Here is a 23,009-nt window from a genome sequence, read left to right on the forward strand (position 1 = left end):
TCAGTCATGAATCTGCCCCTCCCCGCCAACAGTGCGCTGGCCGGCTTTCACCCCGCCGTCAGCGCCTGGTTCAACAAGACTTTCCCGGCGGTCACCGCCGCTCAGGCCCGTGCGTGGCCGTTGATCCGCCAGCGCCGGTCGACGCTGATCGCCGCGCCCACTGGCTCGGGCAAAACCCTGACCGCGTTCCTCGCCGTGCTTGATGAGCTTGTCCATCGAGGTCTGGAACAGCCCGATGGTCTGCCCGCCGAAACCCTGGTGGTCTATGTCTCACCGCTGAAGGCACTGTCCAACGACATTCAGATCAATCTGCAGAACCCGCTCGCTGGCATCACTGCGCAATTGCGCCAAATGGGCCTGCCGGAGCTGACCATCACCACCGCCGTACGCACTGGCGACACGCCGCAGAAAGACCGCGCCGCCATGCGCAAGACCGCGCCGCACATTCTCGTGACCACCCCGGAATCGCTGTACGTGCTGCTTGGCTCAGAATCCGGGCGCAGGATGCTCGGCACCACGCGCACGGTGATCATTGACGAAATCCACGCCATGGCCGCCGGCAAGCGCGGCAGTCATCTGTCCTTGAGCCTTGAACGACTGCAAGCGTTGTGCGCCGAACCGCTGACCCGCATCGGCCTGTCCGCGACGCAGAAACCGGTAGAAGCCGTGGCGCAATTCCTGGTCGGTCACGATCGCCCCTGCGAAATCGTCGACATAGGCCACGCCCGTCCACGAGACCTCGGCATCGAAGTGCCGCCGGTGCCGCTGTCGGCAGTGATGGCCAACGATGTCTGGGAACTGGTGTACGAGCGCCTCGCCGAACTCGCCCGCGAGCACCGCACCACACTGATTTTCGTCAACACCCGACGCCTTGCCGAGCGCCTCAGCCGGCATCTGAGCGAACGCCTCGGCAAGCAGGCGGTGGCGGCGCACCACGGCAGCCTGGCCAAGGAGTTTCGCCTCGACGCCGAACAACGGCTCAAGCGCGGCGAGCTGCAGGTGCTGATCGCCACGGCATCACTGGAACTGGGCATCGATATCGGTGAAGTCGACCTGGTCTGCCAGATCAGTTCACCGCGTTCGATCGCCGCGTTTCTGCAAAGGGTTGGCCGTTCCGGACACCAGGTCGGCGGCACGCCCAAGGGGCGTTTGTTCGCCACCACCCGCGACGACCTGATCGAGTGCGCCGCCCTGCTCGACTGCGTGCGTCGGGGCGAGCTCGATACGCTGCACATTCCGGAAAAACCGCTGGACGTGCTGGCGCAGCAGATCATTGCCGAGGTCAGTTGCCAGGAATGGTCGGAGGACGCGTTGCTGGCGATGTTCCGCCGAGCCTGGCCGTATCGCGATCTCGATGAAAAACACTATCAGGCCCTGCTGAGCATGCTCGCCGAGGGTTACAACGGCCGCCAAGGCATCCGCGGCGCCTATCTGCACCGCGATGCCGTCAGTCGCACCTTGCGTGGCCGGCGCGGCGCGCAACTGACCGCCGTGACCAGTGGCGGCACCATCCCGGACAACGCCGACTACAGCGTGCTGCTCGAACCCCAGGGTTTGAACATCGGCAGCGTCAACGAAGACTTCGCCGTGGAAAGTATCGCCGGCGACGTGTTCCAGCTCGGCAATACCTCGTACCGCATCTTGCGGGTGGAAAGTGGCAAGGTGCGGGTCGAGGATGCGCAGGGGATGCCGCCGACCATTCCGTTCTGGCTCGGCGAAGCGCCGGGGCGCAGTGATGAACTGTCGGCTGCCGTCGCGCGCCTGCAAGCGCAACTGGATGAGCTGCTCAGCGCCAGTCCCGGCAATCTGCAACCGGCACTCGACTGGCTGACCGCAACACTCGGCCTCAACCTCGCCAGCGCCGAGCAACTGGTCGAATACCTCGCTCGCGCACGGCAGACCCTCGGCGCCCTGCCCTCGCAGGACACGCTGTTGATGGAGCGGTTTTTCGACGAGTCCGGCGGCACCCAACTGATCATTCACACGCCGTTCGGCAGCCGCATCAACCGCGCCTGGGGCCTCGCCTTGCGCAAGCGTTTCTGCCGCACCTTCAACTTCGAGTTGCAGGCCGCCGCCAGCGAAGACGCGATCGTGCTGTCGCTGTCCACCAGCCACAGCTTCGAGCTCGACGAAGTCTGGCGTTACCTGCACAGCAACAGCGCTGAACACACGCTCATTCAAGCGGTGCTTGATGCGCCGTTGTTCGGCGTGCGCTGGCGCTGGAATGCCGGAGTGGCACTGGCGTTGCCGCGCTTCACCGGCGGGCGCAAAGTCGCTCCGCAACTGCAACGGGTGAAAAGCGAAGACCTCATCGCCAGCGTCTTCCCCGACCAGATCGCCTGCCTGGAAAACCTCGCCGGCGAGCGTGAAGTCCCCGAGCATCCGTTGGTGGAACAGACCCTCGACGATTGCCTGCACGAAGCGATGGACAGCGAAGGCTGGCTGACCCTGCTGCGGCGCATGGAGCGTGGCGAGGTGCGCCTGATTGCCCGGGATTTACCTGCGCCGTCGCCGCTGGCGGCAGAAATTCTCAGCGCCCGACCCTACACGTTTCTCGACGACGCGCCGCTGGAGGAACGCCGCACGCAAGCGGTGATCAATCGACGCTGGAGCGATCCGCAGTCGACCGATGATCTCGGCGCGCTGGACGCCGATGCGATCACCGCAGTGCGCGAAGAAGCCTGGCCGTCGCCCAATTCCATGGATGAAATGCACGAAGCGCTGATGAGCCTCGCCTGCATAAGCGACACCGAAGCGCGCGCCAACGCGGGTTGGCCGGACTGGCTGCAAATGCTGATGGCCAGTGGCCGCGCCTGCCTGTTGCAGATCGACGCCGAGCATCAGTTATGGCTGGCCCGCGAACGCTTGAGTTGCCTACAAGCTCTTTATCCACAGGCGACGTTGCTGACTGAGGCGGTGGTGCTGCCCGGCTTCGACGACACGTGGGCATTCGATGAGGCGTTGGTCGAAGTGATCCGCGCCCGCCTCGGCGCCTTTGGGCCGATCCCGTTGCCCGCCATCGCCGAACCGCTCGCGCTGCCAGCCGCGCAAGTCAATCAGGCCCTCGCGCAACTGGAACGCGAAGGCTATGTGTTGCGCGGCCAGTTCACGCCGATCAGCGCGATTGAAGAATGGTGCGAACGCCATCTGCTGGCGCGCATCCATCGCTACACGGTCAAGCGCCTGCGCCGGGAAATCGAACCGGTGGCATTGCAGGACTTCATGCGTTTTCTGTTCGACTGGCAGCATCTGACGCCGGCCACCCAAGGTCAGGGCAGTGCGGTGCTGCCGGCGATTGTCGGCCAATTCGAAGGCTACCCGGCGGCAGCTTCGGCGTGGGACAGCGACATCCTGCCGGCGCGCCTCAAGGACTATTCGCCGAGCTGGCTGGATGAACTGTGCCGCAACGGCAAACTGGTGTGGACGCGCATCAATGCGCGGCAGAAGGTCAGCGGCTCGGCATTGCGCAGTACGCCGATTGTGCTTCTGCCGCGCAGCCAGGTGGGTCTGTGGAGTGCATTGGCAGAACAGACACCAGTGAGTGAGTTATCGCCGAAAACACAGAAAGTCTTCGAGGCGCTGAGTCAGCATGGCGCGCTGTTTTTCGATGAGTTGATTCATGAAGCGCGCCTGCTGCGCAGCGAACTGGAAATCGCCTTGCAGGAACTGGTCGCCGCAGGTTTGGTGAACGCCGACAGCTTCGCCGGTCTGCGCGCGCTGATCACGCCGGCAAGCAAGCGCCAGCAGCGCAGCAGTCGACGCGGACGCGGCGCATTCATCGGCGGCATGGACGATGCCGGGCGCTGGGCATTGCTGCGCCGAGGTTCGTCAGCCGATGCCGCCGAGACGCTCGAACATGTCGCCATGACCCTGCTGCGCCGCTACGGCGTGGTGTTCTGGCGTCTGCTCGAACGCGAAGCGGACTGGTTGCCGAGCTGGCGGGAATTGCTGCGCACCTTTCATCGTCTGGAGGCGCGGGGCGAGATTCGCGGCGGGCGGGTTGTCAGTGGTCTGGCTGGCGAGCAGTTTGCCTTGCCTGAAGCCATTCCCTTGCTGCGCGAAGTACGCCGACGCCCGCAGGACGGCAGCCTGGTGGCGGTGTGTGGGGTTGATCCGCTGAATCTGGCCGGGACCTTGTTGCCCGGGGTGAAAGTGCCGGCGCTGGTGAGCAATCGGCTGGTGTATCGCGATGGGGTGCCGGTGGCGGCAGTGATTGCCGGCAAGCAGCAGGTTTGGGTAGAGCTGGATCCGATAGCCATGGGACAACTGCATGCCAAGCTGATCCGGCATTGAGAGTGTTCGCACCGGCGTCTTTCGCGAGCAGGCTCGCTCCCACAGTCCAATCCCGTTTCCCCTGTGGGAGCGAGCCTGCTCGCGAATGGCCGGCCCTGCACCCCAAAATCATGCTTCAGGTCCGCGACTCCTGCGGCACTTCACCCGCAACCACCGCCCCCTCCTCCTGCCGCTTCGGCAACAGCACCTGCTGTGGATAAGTCTGCGCAAAATGCACGTTCGGGGTGGTATCCACAAGCTTCTTCAAGCGCTGGTTGAACGCGCGGCTCACCGCATATTGTCCACCGGACACCGTGCGGAATTGCGCCGTCAACACCACGCCGTTCAAGTCCATCTTGTCCACCCCGAACACATCCAGCGGCCCTTGCAGGTTGTACTTGAGGAACGGGTCTTCGCGGATCGAATCGCCGGCCTCGCGGATCAGCTCGATGGCCTTGTCGACGTCGGTGTCGTAGGTGAACTGCACCGAGAAAAATGCGAAGGCGAACTGGCGTGACTGGTTGGTCACAGCCTTGATCTGGCCGAACGGCACCGAGTGCACAAAGCCTTTGCCGTCACGCAGGCGCAAGGTGCGAATGGTCAGGCCTTCCACGGTGCCGGCGTGGCCGGAATCAAGCACCACCCAGTCGCCGATCGACAGGGTGTCTTCGATGATGATGAACAACCCGGTGATGACGTCCTGCACCAGTTGCTGCGAACCGAAACCGATCGCCAGACCGACCACGCCCGCACCGGCCAGTAGCGGCGCGACGTTGATGCCGAGATTGGCCATGGTGGTAATCGCGCAGATCACCACGAGGATGATTTTGATCGCATTGCGCAGCAGCGGCAGGATGGTTTTCACCCGCGTGCTCGGCTGGCGTGCCGCGCGTTTGCTCATCGGCGGTTTCAGCGCTTCCTGAATCGCCGTGTCGAGCACCACCCACAGCAGCCACGTCACCAGGAAGATCAGACCAATGCTGCTCAAGGCATTGCTGATCGCCCGGCCGACCGTGCTGCTCTGCGCGAAATCGAGCAGCGATACGCCCCAGATCCGCCCGAGAATATCGATGAACACAATCGCCATGACGATGCGCAGCAACGCATGCAACAGGCTGAGAAAACGCTCCTTGTAGGCACTGCTGCGCTGGATCGCCTCGGCCTTGCGCGACTTGAACAGGTGCTGCAACACCGTGCTGAGAAACACCGTGGCGATCAGCAGCACGGTAGTGAACAAGGCGCAGCGCAGGGCTTTCTGATTGTCCTCGCCAATGCCGATCAGGCTGACTGCCGAGACCAGCACCATCAGCACGATCGGCCAGTACCACAACCCGGAAAATATCCGCAGCGACTCCTGCAGCGACGGTTGTTTCAAACGCTGAGCGAGCGGGCGATTGCGGATCAGATGCGCCACCGGGCGGCGCAGGCGAATCACCAGCAAACCGAAGATGACCGAGGCGATCAGCCCGGTGAACACGGCGATGCTGCTGGTGATATTGCCGCCCAATTGTCGGGCGATCTGCGGGCTGGTCAGGGCATCGCTGAGGGCGGCGAGAAAGCCGATCAGGAACAGCGGGCGCGGGCAGTATTCACGGATGATTCGCGCGGCGGCGCGCTTGTGGCCGACGTTGAACATCACCACCACGCACAACAACATCGATGTGGAGAAGATACCGCTGCTGGTGGCGTAGGCCAGACACAGCGCCAGCGCACGGCCCACCGAAGCTTGCAGAAAATGGCTGACATACAGTGTCAGCGGCAGGCAGATCAGCGCCGGCACGGTGTAAGGCAGCACGTAACCGAGCAGATCCTGACTGCGCTGGCGGGTGCGCAACCAGCGTCCCTCACGCAGACGCTTGGCCAACAGACTGCCGAGCACGGTGAGCAGGGCGAAACTGCCCAGCCAAACTCCCGACAACGTGAGGAAATCCCCGGCCACGCTCCAGCCCGAGCGGTTCGACGGTTGCTTGACCAGCCGATCGACCTCATCCGCCGCGCGGTCGGCGCGCAGCCGCCAGGCATCGACCAGGTGTTCGTTGAGATCGAGTTTTTCCTGCACGTCGTCGATGCTCGTACTGATCGCCCCGAGCAGACCGCCCTGCACGAGCGGTTCCGGTTCGGCGGGTTTTTCCGCCGTGTCGGCGGCCGCCGGAACGCCCGGTAGCGCGACGGCTTGCGATGCGTTGACGCCGAAGCACAGCAGCGCTCCCAGCAGAATGGCGATCCTGAAATTGCGCAAAGCTCCGATCTCCCGTGGCTGACCCTGGTAAGGAACTGATCGGTAATTGCGCGGCAAGTTCAAGAGCCCCCTCACCCCAGCCCTCTCCCCCAGGAGAGGGAGCCGACCGAGTTGCATGACCAAAATCACCAACTGCACGCCTTGAGTCGAACTCAAGTCCTGAAGACCATGCAGATCTGCTCCCTTCACAGTCGTACGCGATTTCAGGAGGCATGAAGATCTGCTCCCTTCCCCCTCGCCCCCTTGGGGGAGAGGGTTGGGGTGAGGGGGTAAGCTCTTGATCTTCGCTTCACCCGCGACCGTCCGTAACACCACCGAAACTTTCCCGCCCCCGCCGCAGTCATCACAGAACATCGGCAACACGAGGACTTTCTACGGGAGGATGGGATGGCGACGATTCACATCGGTATTTCAGGCTGGCGCTACGCCCCGTGGCGCGGGGATTTCTACCCGAAGGGACTGGCGCAGAAGCGCGAATTGCAGTTCGCCTCCCGCGCGGTCAACAGCATCGAAATCAATGGATCGTTCTACGCCCTGCAACGCCCCGAACGTTACGCCCAGTGGTACGCCGAAACCCCTGATGACTTCGTGTTCAGCGTCAAGGCACCGCGCTTCATCACCCACGTGCGCCGTTTGCGCGAAATCGAAAAACCGCTGGCGAATTTCTTTGCCTCGGGCGTGCTGGAGCTGAAGGAAAAACTCGGGCCGATCCTCTGGCAGTTTCCGCCAAACTTCAAATTCGACGCCGAGCGTTTCGACCAGTTTCTCGCGCAGCTGCCCCACGACACCCAAGCCGCAGCCGCCCTCGCCCGCCAGCACGATTCGCATCTGCCCGGCCACGCCAGCGTCAAAGCCTGGCGCAAGAAGCCACTGCGCCATGCCGTGGAAATCCGCCATGAAAGTTTCATCGACCCGGAGTTCGTACGCCTGCTCAAGCGCCATAACGTGGCTCTGGTGGTCGCCGACACCGCCGGCAAATGGCCGTACCGCGAAGACCTCACCAGCGACTTTGTCTACCTGCGTTTGCATGGCGCCGAAGAGCTCTACGCCAGCGGTTATTCCGAACAAGCGCTCAAGCGCTGGGCCGAGCGCATCGACGCCTGGCATCACGGTAAACAGCCAGAGGACGCCCACCTGATAGCGCCACGCCTGAAACCCCGCGCGCGCAAATCCCGCGAAGTGTTCTGCTACTTCGACAACGACATCAAAGTCCGCGCGCCCTACGACGCACGCAACCTCTTGCAGCGCTTCGACCTCGATAAAGACCTCGCCACGACTCCCGGGCAAGTTGCCGCAGAAGGAGTTCTGTCATGAGCATTCCCGAACCGGTCGGTTTTACCGACGAAGGCTCCGTGGTTGCGCCCTCGGTGCGCACTTTCACCGTACTGACGGTCAACACCCATAAGGGTTTCACTGCACTGAACCGGCGTTTCATTCTGCCGGAGCTGCGTGAAGCGGTGCGCAGTGTGGCTGCCGACGTGGTGTTTCTGCAGGAAGTCCACGGTACTCACGAGCAGCATCCGAAACGCTACGACAACTGGCCGACGATGCCGCAGTACGAATTTCTCGCCGACAGCCTCTGGCCGCAATTCGCCTACGGGCGCAACGCCGTGTACCCGGCGGGCGATCACGGCAATGCGCTGCTGTCGAAATTCCAGATCATCCGCCACGACAACCTCGACGTGTCGATCAGCGGCCATGAGAACCGCGGCCTGTTGCATTGCGTGCTGCGCCTGCCTGGCGACGGCACCGAAGTGCACGCGATCTGCGTGCATCTGGGCCTGCGCGAGAGCCACCGCAATGCGCAACTGGATCTGCTGATGCAACGTCTCGCCGAATTGCCCGCCGATGCCCCAGTGATCGTCGCTGGCGATTTCAACGACTGGCGCCAGCGCGCCGATGCGCAGCTCAAGCCCTGTGGCCTGCGCGAAGTGTTCGCCGAGCAGTACGGCAAGCCGGCGCGCAGCTTTCCCGCGCGGCTGCCAGCGCTACGACTCGACCGCATCTACGTACGCAACCTCAAGGCCAGCCGGCCAAAAGTATTGACGAACCGGCCCTGGTCCCACCTTTCCGACCACGCACCGTTATCGGTGGAGATTGAACTATGAACAGTGCGCCACTGGAAAAATCCGCCGTCGACCCGGTTCCGCTAAACCCGCCGGTGCGCGAACCCGGCCACGTTGACGTCGAGTATCAATGGCACAGCAATAACCGCGTAGAGCTGCTGGAGAACGGCGAGGAATATTTCCCTCGGGTATTCGAAGCGATGCGCGCAGCCAAGAGCGAGATCCTGCTGGAGACCTTCATCGTCTTCGAAGACAAGGTCGGCGCCGAGTTGCAGCAAATCCTCATCGAAGCCGCCCAGCGCGGCGTGCGCACCACGGTCAGCCTCGACGGCTTCGGCTGTGGCGAGCTGAGCACCGGCTATCTGTCGGCCTTGAGCGATGCCGGCGTGCATTTGCAGATCTTCGATCCGGCGCCAAAGCACTTGGGCATCCGCACCAACTGGTTCCGCCGCTTGCACCGCAAGATCGTGGTGGTCGACGGCTTGATCGCGTTCATTGGCGGGATCAATTTTTCCGGCGATCACCTGGCCGATTTCGGCCCTGAAGCCAAGCAGGATTACTCGGTTGAGATCCAAGGCCCGGTGGTCGCCGATATCCATCACTTCGCCCTGCTGCAAAGCGGTCGTCCCGGACGCGCGCGGTTCTGGTGGCAGCGCCGGCGCCAGCGTCTGGAGGAAATGGCCTTCACCGATCACGACGGCCAGGTGCGCCTGGTGTTCCGCGATAACGATCAACACAACACCGATATCGAAGACGTCTATCTGCAGGTGCTGCGCAAGGCCAAGCGCCGGGTGATCATCGCCAACGCCTACTTCTTTCCCGGCTACCGTTTGCTGCGCGAAATCCGCAACGCCGCCCGCCGTGGCGTCGAGGTGCGGCTGATCCTGCAAGGCCAGCCGGACATGCTCGTGGCGAAACTGGCGGCGCGCATGACATACGATTATCTGCTGCGTGCCGGCGTGCAGATTCACGAATACTGCCAGCGCCCGCTGCACGGCAAGGTCGCGCTGGTCGACGATGACTGGAGCACCGTGGGCTCGAGCAATCTCGACCCGCTGAGCCTGTCGCTGAATCTGGAAGCCAACGTGCTGATCCGCGATCGCGCGTTCAATCAGCACCTGTACGAACGCCTCGAAGACCTCAGCCAGAACCACTGCAAAGCCATGGACGCCAAACTCTTGCCGCGTGGGCGCATCTGGCACATGACCGTGGGCTTTCTGGTGTTCCACTTCCTGCGGCACTTTCCGGCCATGGCCGGTTGGCTGCCGGCGCATAAACCGCGTCTGAAGCCTTTCCGAGGTGCGCGTCCATGAGTCATTCCGAAGTGCACTCCGATAGCCATTCGGCACAGGCGGCGCCGTCGAAATGGAGCCGCTGGAAACGTCCGCTGACCATCCTGTTTTTCCTCGCGCTGATCGTCCTGTTGACGATGTTCGCCACGCGCATCGAATGGGCCGAGGTGCTGGAAACCCTCGCCGATTTCAAGGTGCGCACGCTGATCATCGCCGCCAGCCTGACCCTGCTGAGTTTTCTGGTGTACGCCAGTTTCGACCTGATCGGCCGCACCTACATTCGTCAGGACCTGACCTGGAAGCAGATCCTGCCGGTGGGCATCATCAGCTACGCCTTCAACCTCAATCTCAGCGCCTGGGTCGGCGGCATCGCCATGCGCTATCGCCTGTATTCGCGGCTGGGCGTAAGCAAAGGCAACATCGCCAAGATTCTTGGCCTGAGCCTGGCGACCAACTGGTTCGGCTACATGACCATCGCCGGCGTAGTGTTCAGCAGCGGTCTGGTGACGATGCCGCCGGGCTGGAAGCTCAGCAGTTCGGCCTTGCAACTGGTCGGTGTGTTATTGCTGCTGGTCAGCGCCGGCTATCTGGCGGCGTGTCAGTTTTCCAAGCGCCGCGAGTGGTCGATTCGCGGCGTGGAAATCAACCTGCCGTCGCTGCGCATGGCGGTGCTGCAATTGCTTTTGGGCGCGCTGAACTGGTCGCTGATGGCGGCGGTGATCTTCACTCTGCTGCCAAGCAAACTGGATTATCCGCTGGTGCTCGGCGTGCTGTTGATCAGCGCGATTGCCGGGGTCATCACGCATATTCCGGCGGGGCTGGGGGTGCTGGAAGCTGTGTTTGTGGCGTTGCTGCAGCATGAGGCATCGCGCGGCAGTCTGGTCGCGGGATTGCTGGCGTATCGGGCGATTTATTTTCTGCTGCCGCTGTTGATTACGGTGGTGATGTATCTGGTGGTGGAAGCCAAGGCCAAGGCGTTGCGCATCGAGAAGAAACCTTCCTGACCATGCATTGCTGCTGATGGCCCTTTCGCGAGCAGGCTCGCTTCCACAAACTGTGGGAGCGAGCCTGCTCGCGAAGGGGCGGTACACGCGACAGATCATCTGGATTGGATAATGCTCAACCGCTCCCCCACCACCATCTCGGTAATCCAGTCCACCAGAATCGAGGTGTAGGCCTGCTGCGACACCGGGTCACTCAACGCGTGATCCGCGCCATCGATGATCCGGTGGGTCAACGAGTGGGTCTGCTGACACGCGGCGCGGTAACTCATGATCGTCGCGTGGGGCACGAAATCGTCGGTTTCCGACTCCACCAATAGCACATCGCCCGTGAATTGCGAGCAGGCATGCAGGGCGCGATTGCTGTCGGCGCGCACCAGCGTGCCGCGATAATCGCGCAGGTCGGCCTTGTCCAGATCGCGTTTGGGCGTGTGCCATTGCTCGTCGCGGTACAGCGCCGGTACGCGCAGCGCCAGCCAGCGCACCGGGCGCAGTGACGTCAGGATCGAGGCCAGATAGCCGCCATAACTGGTGCCGACCACGGCGATCGCCGAAGTGTCGAGGGCCGGGTGCGCCAGCAAGCGATCGTAGGCCGCCAGCAAATCTCGCAGATTGTCTTCACGGGTCACGCGGGTCAGCGGGATTCCGGTGCCGCCGGTATGCCCGCGCAGGTCGAAAGTCAGGCATACGCAACCCAGGCCGGCGATGCCTTTGGCCCGTTCCAGATCACGTTCCTGACTGCCGCCCCAACCGTGCACAAACAACACCCCCGGGACTTTCGATTTGGGACTGAGAAAAGTCCCGCTCATCTGTTCGTCATCAATGTCGATTTGAATGCTTTCGCTTCTAGCCGTCATAGGATTGGACCGTCACATATTTGAGAAGAAACGCGCTGTTTTCAGCCGGACCGCGATAGACCTCGATGGCGTCCGCCGGCAGCGCCTGATCGGTATAGGTCTCCACCGACGACACGCGAATCGCGCGCATCTGTGGATCGTTGACGAAGCTTTGCAGCGCCGCCACTTCGGCGCTGCTGGCACCGCCCATGCGCCAGGATTGTTCGAGCACGCCGCTGCGCGGGTTGCCGCTAGCGTCGAGGCCCTGGGCGATATCGTAATTGCGCCGCGAGGCGAAGAAGCGCGGGTAAGCTTCGTTGGCGGCACTGTCGAAGACCTGCGCCTGCTCGATGGCCAGACGCACATCATCAGGCAGATCCAGCGCGAGCAATTGGTCATAGCCCCCTTGCACCACCAGCAGATTCGAACCGCCGTAGACCTCTTCGCCCTGGCCGTCCTCGGTCAAGTATTGATCACCACAGTAGCTCAACACTTTGCCGCCGATGAACGACTGGCCGACGCTGTGGGTGACGACGTTGCTCAAGTCCTGCTCCAGCACTACGCCGTCCTTGAACAGATTTTGCGCCTCGGGCCGCGCGAGGATCTCATCGAACGCGTCGAGGCTCTTGATCACTTCCTGACCGCGACCGGCGCAAGCGTGAACCGGCTTCAAGCGAATCGGCCCGGCGTACAGCAGATGTTCGGCGGCGGGCCGTGCATCTTCCAGGGCAAATACGCTGAGACCGTCGAGCACAACGTTGCGCACCCGTTCCGAAAACAGCGGCGACCAGCCCTGCGGCGCCTGCGCCAGATGACTGCGCAAACCGTGGCTGATGGCTTTGGTGCAGATGAAATCGTATTCGACGTAACCGCCCCACAAGTCATCGGGGCCGTTGATGCCAAGTGCTTGCGCGTGGGCGGCGCCGACGATGGTTTGTGTTGGCAGCAGATAGAGGTCGCGGCCCGAATGTTTGGCCGGGTCGTAACTGCCGCCGAATTTGCAACCGAGAATCTGCGCCAACCAGCGCGCCAGAGCCTTGTTGGTCTCGACTTCATGTTGCGGCGCCTCGGCACGCACCGAATGGGCCACGACGATTTTGTTGCTGGGTGTCGGGGTCATGCGTTCCCCTTTTATCAGTCGATGGGTTCTCAAAGGAAATTGCAGAGATCAGGCCAATCAACGATCCCTCCGAACCGCCCGATAATCGGGAGTTTGCCGTGACTGTGCTGGCATCACGCCTGTTTCAAACTGCACGACAGCGCGCAAAACTCCGGCAAATTGCACGATCTCTCATCCTCGCCGCGATCATTGTGGGAGCGAGCCTGCTCGCGAAAGCGTAGTGTCAGCCGACTACAATTCTGTAGATCCAGCGCCTTCGCGAGCAGGCTCGCTCCCACATTAGTTCATCGTCGTTCTGGGAGCGGGGTTCAGACCAAACCGCCCCCGGTACTCACTCGGCCCCAGCCCGGTAATCTTCTTGAAAATCGCACGAAACGCGCCCGGATCCTGATAGCCCACCGTCCAGGCAATGTGGTCGATCGTGCCATTGGTGAACTCGAGCATTTCTCGCGCTTTACCAACCCGCAGGTGCTGGCAATATTCGGTCGGTTTCAAGCCTGTCGCGGCGCGGAATCGGCGCAGGAAAGTGCGTTCTTCCAGGCCCGCGCGCTCGGCCATCGCGTTCAGCGAAACATCCGTCGCCCCGGTGCTTTGCAGCCAGTGCTGGACCTTGAGAATCGCCGCGTCGCCATGGCTGAGGATCGGCGCGAAATTGCTCCCGCATTCACTGGCGCTGTCGCTGTGTTCCATCACCAGAAAACGCGCGGTCGCGGTGGCGATGCTCGGGCCGAGCAAGCGATCGACCAGGCGCAGTCCCAGTTCCGACCAGGCCATCAGCCCGGCCGTGGTGATCAGGTCACCGTCGTCGACAATCGGCGTGTCGGCCTTGAGTTTGATCTTCGGGTAACGCTCGGCAAACGCCTGGGCCGAGGTCCAGTGGGTGGTGGCGCTGCGACCGTCGAGCAAGCCGCTTTCGGCGAGCATCAACGAGCCCACACAAACACCACCAAGGGTTGCGCCGCGCGCATGCTGATCGCGCAGCCATTGCGCAAGACTCGCGGTCATCTGCGCCGCATCGAACCCGCCGAGGGACGGCGGAATCAGCACGGCGAGCAAGGCGTCTTCGGCACCGGGATGACTGTCGTAAACCCGCGTCGGCAACTGCTCGCCCTCGACCTGCCAGTGACTGACCCGCAGCACGGGCAATTGCACAGCCTGATACTCGGCGGCGATGCGGTTGGCCACGGCGAACAGGTCGGTCAGACCGTGCACCGCCGCGAGTTGCGCGCCGGGGTAAATCAGCACGCCCAGTTCAGCAGTGGCGGCTCTTTGTGCAGCCATTGTCAGTTTTCCCCCGTCTATTGTCGGTGCGGCCAATCCTAGAATCCTCGGCCAGCGTCAATACTGAGGCCACACCCAATCACCGTCTCGAGGACAATCCCATGGCCAAGCAAGCGCTCATCGTAGTCGATATCCAGAACGACTACTTCCCCCAAGGCAAGTGGCCGCTGGTCGGCGCCGACGCCGCTGCCGACAACGCCGCACGGCTGATCGCAGCCTTTCGCGAAACGGGCGATCCGGTGGTGCACATTCGGCATGAATTCACCTCCGAAGACGCGCCGTTTTTCACTCCCGGCTCCGAGGGCGCGAAACTGCATCCGAAAGTGCTCAACCGCGCCGACGAGCCGGTGGTGCTCAAGCACTTCGTCAACTCGTTCCGTGAGACTGAGCTGAAAGCGGTGCTCGACGAACACGGCATCCCCGACCTTGTGGTGGTCGGCAGCATGAGCCATATGTGCGTCGATGGCATCACCGCGCGGCGGCGGACATGGGTTACAGCGTGACCGTGATTCACGATGCCTGCGCCAGCCGTGACCTGGAATTCAACGGCCTGACGGTGCCGGCCGCCCATGTGCACGCAGCCTTCATGGCGGCGCTGGGTTTCGCCTATGCCAGCGTGGTATCCACTGACGAATTCCTGAGCAGCAACGCCTAGCAACAACTGCGCAATCCCCTGGCCCGCCACGTTGCGGGCCTTTTTGCGTCTGTCACGAAAATCTCACGCGTGAGTCATTGATGGCACTTTGCATTGGTTGTAGTGTGGCCCACGCGTGAGACGCTCATAACCGGATTCCAGCCATGACAAGCCGCACTCGGACGACTGCCGCAGCCAGCCCCAAGGGCGAGCGTGGCAAGACGTCGGCGAAAAAACCATCGAGCTTCTACATGAAGCAGATGCGCGCAGGCCTGGCCGCCGCCGGTTATGTGAAACACGAAACTTGGGTGCTTCCGGAAAACCGAAGCTTGCTCAAGCAAATGGAGCAACAGCTACGCCAACCGATTCTGGCTGGCTCTTTCATGTCGGAGAAATACATGAGCGCAGGCAACAACTGGACCATCGACAGCCTCTTCAATGCCCTCAAGGCGCTGGAAGAGGTGGCTTCCCAAGAGATTTCGCTGTCCCTGATCCAGAGCTCCGAGCCGAGCATCAAGCTGGAAATGAACGAATTCGGCGGCCTGCCGATTCACATCGCCCTGGCCGGTCAGCAGATCATCGTCGACACCGTGCTGGTGGACATCGATTCGATCAGCAACGTCCAGGCGTTCAACGATGCCGTGCTGCGCAGCCGCGAGATGTTCCCGCTGTCGTCGATCGGGATCGAGTCGATGCCGAACGGGCAGACCGTCTACAACATGTTCGGCGCCCTCAGTGCTGATTCGAGCCTGACCAACGTGGTCACCGAGGTGAAAACCCTGGTCGACAACGTGCAGCGCGCCAGCGAAGCCTTCGAACACTTCTTCAAGTAATCAACAGGGAATATCCAATGACTCAGTCCATCTGGAGCAAGTTGTTCACCGCACTGCGCGGCGGCGCCAATGAAGTCGGCGAAGCCATCGCCGACCAGCAGGCCCTGCGCATCCTCGATCAGGAAATCCGCGACGCCGACACCGCGCTGTCCAATGCCCGCCGCGAACTGGTGACGATCATGGCCAAGCACAAACTGGCCGCCGACCGCGTCAGCGAATACGACGCCAAGATCAAGGACCTCGAAGCCAAGGCTGTAGCCGCGTTGAATGCCGGCCGTGAAGACCTGGCGCTGGAAGTGGCCGAAGCGATTTCGACCCTGACCAACGACCTCGCTGCCGAGAAGAAACTCAGCGATGAATTCGGCGCCTACGCCGACAACATGCGCAAGGACATCAGCAAAGCCGAATCGCGGATCAAGAGCCTGCGCCAGCAAGTGGACATGGCCAAGGCCCGCGACAGCGTGCAGAAAGCCCAGGTCAGCGCCTCGATTGCCAGCGGCGGCGCCAACGGCAAACTGGAAACCGCAGTCGGCACCCTGAACCGCCTGCAAGCCAAGCAGCAGCAACGCGCTGCCGAACTGAACGCCGCAGACGAACTGGCCGACGCCTCTACCGGCAACGACTTGGAACGCAAACTGCGCGACGCCGGCATCACGCCGAACGAAGGCAGCGCCAATGCGATCCTTGAGCGGCTGAAGCAGAAGTCCGCGCAGTAATCACTGAAGGGTAACCTGTGGGAGCGAGCCTGCTCGCGAAAGCGTCGTGACAGTCAAATAATCGAGTGACTGACACAACCCATTCGCGAGCAGGCTCGCTCCCACATGGTTTTGCGGCGTAATTGCCTCTGCTCGTTCACCGCTTCGCCCGTTACACTACCGCCACTTTTTCACCCCCGAACACCTCCACCCGCTTCAAGGAACGTACCCATGGGATGGTTTAAAGACTTGCTCGGCACCAGCAATTGGCAGACCGCTGCGCCAACGAGCACCGGCGCCAGCGGTCCACTGGGCATGGCACAAGGCAAAGGCGTGCGCTTCGACACGACCCTGGCATTGCTGCTGGAAGGCTCGACGTCGGTGCGGGTGCCATTCGATCAAGCGGTGTGGAGCGCCGGTTGGGTCGATCTCGGCCAGTCCAACAAGCTGCACCGCTACTACATGAACGACGAGGATTTCTGGGTGCAGATCCACGTCACCGGCGATGATCAGGTCGAGTCGGTCACGCTGTTCAATTACCTCAGCTACGTAACGGTCAACAGTGACGCCGAACTGCAGCGTCTGGCCGGCCCCAACAGCCTGATCGGTCTGCCGACGTACAACCACGACGGTGTTGAATACACCCGCGAATGGGGCACCGAACTGCATCAGACCGAACTGGTGCCAATGACCGAACACGTGGTCAACCCGGACGAGTCCTACACCATCAAGCACCACGCCATGCTGTATGCCCGCGACACCGGCCTGACCGATCGCCGCGAACTGCTGCTGTTCTCCGTCGAACAGGACGAAGAAGGCACCGTCAGCCTGAGCACCTCGCTGGGCATCTCGCTGTACACGACTGATTTGAGCGCCATTTAAAAAAGGAAGTTTTTCATGCTGGAAGTCTTGGCCGTTTCCCTGAACAAAACCGCGCTGGTCGGTTTTGTCGTCTACCTGATCGGCGCCGTGTTGCTGTTCATGCTGTTTCAATTCGTCTACACGCGGATCACCGCGCACAAGGAATTCGAGCTGATCCGCGCCGGCAACACTGCCGCCGCCATTGCCCTGTCCGGGGCGATCATCGGTTTCGCGATTCCGGCGAGCAACGTGATCGCCTACTCGGTCAACGTGCTCGACTTTGTCCTCTGGGCGGTCATCGCCGCCGTCGTGCAGCTGTTGGCGTTCGTTGCGACCGGGCTGGTGCTCAAGGGCACGTCCCAGCGCATCGCCAACGGCGAAGTCGCCGCCGGCATTTATGTCGCCGCCGTGGCGATCAGCGTCGGCATGCTCAATGCCGCGTGCATGACCCCGTCCCACTGACCGGCAGGAAGCCTCTCGATGAAACGCAGCAAATACGTGCAATTGTCCCTCGCCGCATCGGTGGCGATGGCGATTTCCGGTGAAGCAGCGGCGCTGGATCAGCCGCGCAATTTCCAGAGCGTTGAACAGTGTGTCGACGCCGAAGTGGCCGCCGATCTCTGCTCCAGCGCCTACGTCGCCGCCCTGAACGAGCACCGGCGTATCGCCCCGGCCTACACCGACAAGGCCAAGTGCGACGCAGACTTTGCCGCTGGCTGGTGTCAGAAAAATTCCGATGGTCGTTTCGTGCCGAAACTCGGCGGCTTCAAAGTGCCGGGCAATGCCGAGACGCCGCAGGATCTCGATGCCATCGCCAATTCGCAAATGCCGGCGGGCGACACCAGCAGCAGCGCAAGCCACGGCGGCTCGCACTATTCCGGTGGCTCAGGTGGCGGCGGCAATGGCTGGCTGACCGGCTGGCTGATCGGCAACGCAATGAGCAACAACGCCGAACGCACCGTTTACCGTGATCGCGAAACGCGCCAGCCGTACAACACCTCAACGCAGTACCGCCGAGCTGACACAACCTCGCGCAGCCAGTCGGATTACGAGAGCAGCAAGAGCAAACCGGTGAACGTTGCGTCGTCGACTTCGCGCGGCGGCTTCGGCAGCCAGTCCAGCGCCCGCAGCGGTTGGGGTGGCTGGGGCAGCAGTTCCGGACGCTCGAGCAGCTGACATGAAAAAGATCCACTGCACCGAGCGCCCCGACTGGAAACACACCGCCGAAAGCCTCGGTTTCCTGTTCCACACCATCGACGACGAACCGTACTGGGACGAAAGCGCCTACTACCAGTTCAGCCTGGCGCAGATCGAAAACGATCTCGAAGATCCGACCACCGAACTGCACGAGATGTGCATGGATCTGGTTGATCGCGTCGTCAACAGCGAGGAGTTGCTCGATCGCCTCAGCATCCCGGCGGCGTACTACGACATGATCCGCACCTCCTGGCGCGAGGGTCATCCGCATCTGTACGGTCGCATGGACTTTTCCTACAGCGGCAACGGGCCGGCGAAACTGCTGGAACTCAACTACGACACGCCGACCAGCCTTTATGAGGCGGCGGCGTTTCAATGGGGCTGGCTGGAACAATGCATCGAGCGTGGCACGCTGCCGCCGCATGCTGACCAGTTCAACAGCATCGACACCAAGCTGCATCAGGCCTTCGCCGAATTGCAGTTGAAGCGGCCGTTCTACTTTGCCTCGATGAAGGACTCGGTCGAGGACAAAGGCACCACCGACTATCTGCGGCTGATCGCGGAAAAGGTCGGCATCGAATCACGCCACATCGATATCGAAGACATCGGCCTGACGGCTGAGGGCCGTTTCGTCGATCTGCAGGATCGCTGGATCCCGCATCTGTTCAAGCTGCACGCCTGGGAATTCATCTTCCACGAACCGTTCGGCGCGGCGATCGCCGAATGCGATACGCAGTTTTTCGAGCCGGCGTGGAAGGCGATCCTGTCCAACAAGGGTGCGCTGCCGCTGCTGTGGGAAGCGCACAAGGGACATCCGAATCTGCTCGCTGCGCACCTTGATCCGAATCCGCAGAGTGCGGTGCCGAAGGGCTGGGTGCGCAAGCCGTACTTTTCCCGCGAAGGTGCCAACATCGAACTGCAAACAGCGGAAGGTCTGATCATCAAAGAGGACGGGCCCTACACCGACGCGCCATTCATCCTGCAGGAGTTCGCACCGCTGCCGAAGTTTGGCGACAGCTACACGCTGATTGGCTCGTGGGTGATTGGTGATGAGGCGGCAGGGATTGGTGTGCGCGAGGACAACAGTCTGATCACCAGGGACTCCAGCCGCTTCCTGCCGCATCTGATTCTGGATTAAGACGAAGTTACCTTGTGGGAGCGACCCTGAACTGGCCTAATAATTCCGGACACCTCTTAAGGGCGATATGATTTCGCCAATCTGGAGGTTTCATGAACGAAAGAAAGATTTATACCCGCGAATTCAAGCTACGTGCTGCCAGCATGGTGCTTGACGACAACTGCCCGGTTCCAGACGTTTGCGCATCGCTGGATATAGGCCCTACTGCCTTAAGGCGGTGGGTGGACCAAGTTCGCAAAGAGCGCGAAGGACAGCCGGTCAATGGCACTAAAGCGATTACCGAAGACAAGCGCGAGATTCAGGAGCTGAAAGCCAAGATCAAACGCATGGAGATGGAAGCCGATATCTTAAAAAAGGCTACTGCTCTCTTGATGTCGGATCCCGATCGTTTTCGATGATCGCGGAGCTAAGAGAGTCTTTTCCGACTGCCACTCTGTGTCGTGTTTTCGATGTGAAGCGCAGCAGCTTTTACGAGTGGCTTCAGCGGCTAGCCAAGCCACAGATAAAACGCGAAGAACTCAAGCTGAAAGTGGTTGAACTGCACAGCGAAAGCCGGGGTGCCATGGGCTCCAGAATGATCAGCAAAGGTCTGCAGGCCCAAAACATAGCGGCGGGAAGGAGTCTTGTCAGAGCGCTAATGAGAGAGGCAAACATTGTCAGCAAACAGCGCCAACCGCATCCCTTTAGATCCAGGGGGGTTGAAGCATTTGTCGCACCCAATCTACTCAAGCGAAATTTCAAGCCAACGGCGGTTAATCAGGTCTGGTGTGGAGACGTTACCAGTCTGATGGTGGGCAAGCGCTGGGTTCATCTAGCCATTGTGATCGACTTGTTTGCTCGCCGGGTCATTGGTTGGGCGTTCTCGCTGGTCAATGACGCTAACTTGGTCAGCAAGGCGTTACGCATGGCGACACAGATACGAACATGCCCGCCGGGACTGATGTTTCACTCGGATCAGGGTTGCCAATACACCAGTCGCAAGTTTCAACAGGAACTAATGAGCCATGGCATCTTGCAAAGCATGAGTCATCGTGGCCAGTGCTGGGATAACGCTCCGACAGAGCGTTTTTTTGGAACCTTGAAATCAGAATGGGTGCCTCGCAGCGGCTACAGCCTGATCGATGAAGCAGAAACCGACATGGTGCGTTTCTTCGTGTATTACAACCGCACCCGGCTCCACAGCTACAACAGTTATCTGTCGCCAATAGCGATGGAGCAGAAAGCTGCCTAAAACACCGTAACCGGTGTCTGGGATTACTTGACCAGTTCACCCTGCTCGCGAAAGCGTCCTGTCAGTTAGTGGTGCGCCGACTGATCTGACGCCTTCGCGAGCAGGCTCGCTCCCACAGGAGATTGCGAGTAGCCAGGAATTTCCTGAACAAAAAAGGCCCGTCGTTTAAGCGACGGGCCTTTTTCATTTAAGACGGTTACAGCGGCAAATCAGAACGGAATATCGTCATCGAAGCTGTCGAAATCCGGAGCCGGTTGCGGTGCGGCCTGCTGAGGTGCCGGAGCCGAACGCTGCTGGGGAGCCGACTGCTGCGGGCGTGGAGCCTGCTGACGTGGCGCCTGCTGCTGGTAGTTGTTGCCGCCTTGCTGGTCGCCCTGTTGTGGACGGCCGCCGAGCAGTTGCATGGTGCCTTGCATGTCGACCACGATTTCAGTGGTGTAACGCTTGATGCCGTCCTTTTCCCACTCGCGGGTCTGCAGCTTGCCTTCGATGTAGACCTGCGAACCCTTGCGCAGGTATTCACCGGCAATCTCGGCCACCTTGCCGAACATCGACACACGGTGCCACTCGGTCTTCTCGACCTTCTGACCGGTCTGCTTGTCGGTCCATTGTTCGCTGGTGGCCAGACTCAGGTTGGTCACGGCGTTACCGTTAGGCAGGTAGCGAACTTCGGGATCCTGGCCGCAAGTGCCGACCAATATGACTTTGTTAACCCCACGGGCCATAACGTTCTCCTAAGCGTCGCACGCAGCCCCGGCCGGGTTGTTGACCAGGCGTTCGAGGGTGCTGCGATCCACTAATTCTTTGTCCAGTTTGATGTAAACAGCCGCCTCTTCGGCGACTATCACTGCATCTGTTACCCCTACCAGGGCCTTGAGGCGCTCGACCAGACCCGCTTCGCGGATCGCTTCGGGCGACAACGGCAAGCGCAGGCTCGTCACGTAGGGAGGTTCGCGCATGGTAACAGCAAAGGCCAGCCAAAGTGCAGCCAGCGCGGCGCATCCGAGGAACACAACCGACAGACCGCCATGCTGGAACAACCAGCCGCCGAGTATCCCGCCGAGTGCCGAACCGAGGAACTGGCTGGTGGAGTACACGCCCATGGCCGTGCCCTTGCCGCCTGCCGGTGAAACCTTGCTGATCAGCGACGGCAACGATGCCTCGAGCAGATTGAACGCGGTGAAAAACACCACCGTACCGATCACCAGAGCACGCAGGCTATCGCCGAACTGCCAGAAGAATAGTTCAGTCAGCATCAATGTCATGACGGCGCCGAGCAAAACTCGTTTCATTTTGCGTTTCTTCTCGCCGTAGATAATGAACGGGATCATGGCGAAGAACGAAATCAGCAGCGCGGTGAGGTAGACCCACCAGTGCTGTTCCTTGGGCAGACCGGCTTTTTCCACCAGTGCCAGCGGCAAGGCGACGAAGCTCGACATCAACATGGCATGTAACACAAAGATGCCCAGATCCAGGCGCAGCAGGTCCGGGTGCTTGAGCGTCGGCATCAGCGCCTGCCGGGCCACTCCGGATTCCCGGTGCTGCAACGGCCCGGTGGATTGCGGCACCATGAACATGATGATCAGGATGCCGAGCAGCGCCATGGCGCCAGTGGCGAGGAACAGCCCGGACAGCCCGAACGCACTGGTCAGTAACGGCCCGACCACCATGGCCACGGCGAACGACAGGCCGATGGTCATGCCGATCATCGCCATGGCTTTGGTCCGATGCTGCTCGCGGGTCAGGTCGGAAAGCAGCGCCATCACCGCTGCGGAAATCGCCCCGGCGCCTTGCAGGATCCGCCCGGCGATCACACCCCAGATCGAATCGGCCTGGGAAGCCAGAACACTGCCAAGAGCGAAGACGATCAGGCCGAGGTAGATCACCGGCCGGCGACCGATGCGGTCGGAAATGATCCCGAACGGAATCTGGAAAATTGCCTGGGTCAGACCGTAAGCGCCAATCGCCAGCCCGATCAGGGCCGGGGTCGCTCCCGCCAGATCCATGCCATAGGTCGCCAGCACCGGCAACACCATGAACATGCCAAGCATACGGAAGGCGAACACCAGGGCCAGACCGCTCGCCGCGCGGGTCTCGCTGCCACTCATGCGTTCGCTGTGGGGATCGTGCATGGAAAAACCTCGTGTGAACCGGCGGCGATTCTACCAGTCCCATCGGAAGACGGGGTATATCGCGACGCTATGACGCGTATAGATGAAACTCTCTTCATGAACGGCAAAACGCCCTTCGTTTGATAGTGTGCATCCATCCAGTATTTGCCCGTATACTCCTACGTTTTCGACGCCCGCCAAG

General features: G+C 61.3%; 19 protein-coding genes and 1 pseudogene. 14 read left to right on the top strand and 6 right to left on the bottom strand.

What is annotated here, in order from left to right; all coding sequences use genetic code 11:
* The first annotated feature begins 6 nt into the window (after positions 1-6).
* Positions 7-4,293, top strand: coding sequence for a DEAD/DEAH box helicase (locus tag OC605_RS04885; RefSeq protein ID WP_262136430.1), 4,287 nt, complete (start codon positions 7-9; stop codon positions 4,291-4,293).
* A 115-nt stretch (positions 4,294-4,408) separates the two neighbouring features.
* On the opposite strand, the gene OC605_RS04890 is transcribed toward OC605_RS04885, so the two are convergent.
* Entirely contained in the window at positions 4,409-6,511 is a 2,103-nt protein-coding gene (locus OC605_RS04890) for a mechanosensitive ion channel family protein (protein ID WP_262136431.1), read from the bottom strand.
* 387 nt (positions 6,512-6,898) lie between these two features.
* Between OC605_RS04890 and OC605_RS04895 the strand changes: the two genes are divergently transcribed.
* Genes OC605_RS04895 through OC605_RS04910 form a run of 4 tightly spaced genes read left to right on the top strand, consistent with a single transcriptional unit; the run spans position 6,899 to position 10,873 of the window.
* On the top strand, positions 6,899-7,825 hold the full coding sequence (locus OC605_RS04895) for a DUF72 domain-containing protein (RefSeq protein WP_212617250.1): 927 nt from the start codon (positions 6,899-6,901) through the stop codon (positions 7,823-7,825).
* Positions 7,822-8,619, top strand: coding sequence for an endonuclease/exonuclease/phosphatase family protein (locus tag OC605_RS04900; protein ID WP_056790768.1), 798 nt, complete (start codon positions 7,822-7,824; stop codon positions 8,617-8,619). The genes OC605_RS04895 and OC605_RS04900 overlap by 4 nt, the downstream gene beginning before the upstream one ends.
* A complete protein-coding gene (gene clsB, locus OC605_RS04905) occupies positions 8,616-9,890 on the top strand; it encodes a cardiolipin synthase ClsB (RefSeq protein ID WP_016772961.1) in 1,275 nt (424 codons plus the stop codon). Before OC605_RS04900 ends, clsB begins: the two co-directional genes overlap by 4 nt.
* Entirely contained in the window at positions 9,887-10,873 is a 987-nt protein-coding gene (locus OC605_RS04910; protein WP_024014510.1) for a lysylphosphatidylglycerol synthase domain-containing protein, read from the top strand. Before clsB ends, OC605_RS04910 begins: the two co-directional genes overlap by 4 nt.
* 95 nt (positions 10,874-10,968) lie before the next feature.
* On the opposite strand, the gene OC605_RS04915 is transcribed toward OC605_RS04910, so the two are convergent.
* From OC605_RS04915 to OC605_RS04925, 3 genes are all read right to left on the bottom strand, one after another.
* Positions 10,969-11,727, bottom strand: coding sequence for an alpha/beta hydrolase family protein (locus OC605_RS04915; protein WP_016772959.1), 759 nt, complete (start codon positions 11,725-11,727; stop codon positions 10,969-10,971).
* Entirely contained in the window at positions 11,717-12,826 is a 1,110-nt protein-coding gene (locus OC605_RS04920) for a DUF3182 family protein (protein WP_186568813.1), read from the bottom strand. Before OC605_RS04920 ends, OC605_RS04915 begins: the two co-directional genes overlap by 11 nt.
* Before the next feature lie 279 nt (positions 12,827-13,105).
* Complete coding sequence (locus OC605_RS04925; RefSeq protein ID WP_262136432.1) at positions 13,106-14,107, bottom strand: GlxA family transcriptional regulator; 1,002 nt, start codon at positions 14,105-14,107, stop codon at positions 13,106-13,108.
* A 101-nt stretch (positions 14,108-14,208) separates the two neighbouring features.
* Between OC605_RS04925 and OC605_RS04930 the strand changes: the two are divergent.
* From OC605_RS04930 to OC605_RS04970, 9 genes and pseudogenes are all read left to right on the top strand, one after another.
* Positions 14,209-14,762: pseudogene (locus OC605_RS04930) on the top strand (cysteine hydrolase family protein).
* Between the two features lie 230 nt (positions 14,763-14,992).
* Entirely contained in the window at positions 14,993-15,574 is a 582-nt protein-coding gene (locus OC605_RS04935) for a YjfI family protein (RefSeq protein ID WP_223631314.1), read from the top strand.
* Positions 15,575-15,591: 17 nt separating this feature from the next.
* Positions 15,592-16,290 carry a PspA/IM30 family protein gene (locus OC605_RS04940; protein WP_016772954.1) on the top strand — a complete coding sequence of 233 codons (699 nt, stop codon included), beginning with the start codon at positions 15,592-15,594 and terminating at the stop codon, positions 16,288-16,290.
* A 210-nt stretch (positions 16,291-16,500) separates the two neighbouring features.
* Positions 16,501-17,151: a DUF2491 family protein gene (locus OC605_RS04945; RefSeq protein WP_110646975.1), complete on the top strand. Its 651-nt coding sequence runs from the start codon at positions 16,501-16,503 to the stop codon at positions 17,149-17,151.
* A 15-nt stretch (positions 17,152-17,166) separates the two neighbouring features.
* Entirely contained in the window at positions 17,167-17,592 is a 426-nt protein-coding gene (locus OC605_RS04950; protein ID WP_016772952.1) for a DUF350 domain-containing protein, read from the top strand.
* Positions 17,593-17,610: 18 nt separating this feature from the next.
* The gene (locus OC605_RS04955; RefSeq protein ID WP_186568809.1) at positions 17,611-18,306 is read left to right on the top strand and encodes a DUF1190 domain-containing protein; all 696 of its coding nucleotides are present in this window, start codon (positions 17,611-17,613) and stop codon (positions 18,304-18,306) included.
* A gap of 1 nt (position 18,307) precedes the next feature.
* Entirely contained in the window at positions 18,308-19,465 is a 1,158-nt protein-coding gene (locus tag OC605_RS04960; RefSeq protein WP_262136433.1) for a glutathionylspermidine synthase family protein, read from the top strand.
* A gap of 92 nt (positions 19,466-19,557) precedes the next feature.
* Positions 19,558-19,863, top strand: coding sequence for a transposase (locus OC605_RS04965; RefSeq protein WP_225927690.1), 306 nt, complete (start codon positions 19,558-19,560; stop codon positions 19,861-19,863).
* Complete coding sequence (locus OC605_RS04970) at positions 19,860-20,696, top strand: IS3 family transposase (RefSeq protein ID WP_241196157.1); 837 nt, start codon at positions 19,860-19,862, stop codon at positions 20,694-20,696. Before OC605_RS04965 ends, OC605_RS04970 begins: the two co-directional genes overlap by 4 nt.
* A 209-nt stretch (positions 20,697-20,905) precedes the next feature.
* Here the strand turns inward: OC605_RS04970 and OC605_RS04975 are convergent, their stop codons facing one another.
* The gene (locus tag OC605_RS04975; protein WP_016772950.1) at positions 20,906-21,421 is read right to left on the bottom strand and encodes a single-stranded DNA-binding protein; all 516 of its coding nucleotides are present in this window, start codon (positions 21,419-21,421) and stop codon (positions 20,906-20,908) included.
* A gap of 9 nt (positions 21,422-21,430) precedes the next feature.
* Positions 21,431-22,828, bottom strand: a complete 1,398-nt coding sequence (locus OC605_RS04980) for an MFS transporter (RefSeq protein ID WP_024014518.1) — start codon at positions 22,826-22,828, stop codon at positions 21,431-21,433.
* Between the last annotated feature and the right edge of the window lie 181 nt (positions 22,829-23,009).

This window comes from Pseudomonas sp. Marseille-Q5117 (assembly GCF_946901175.1).
In the GTDB taxonomy this organism is placed as follows: domain Bacteria; phylum Pseudomonadota; class Gammaproteobacteria; order Pseudomonadales; family Pseudomonadaceae; genus Aquipseudomonas; species Aquipseudomonas iranensis.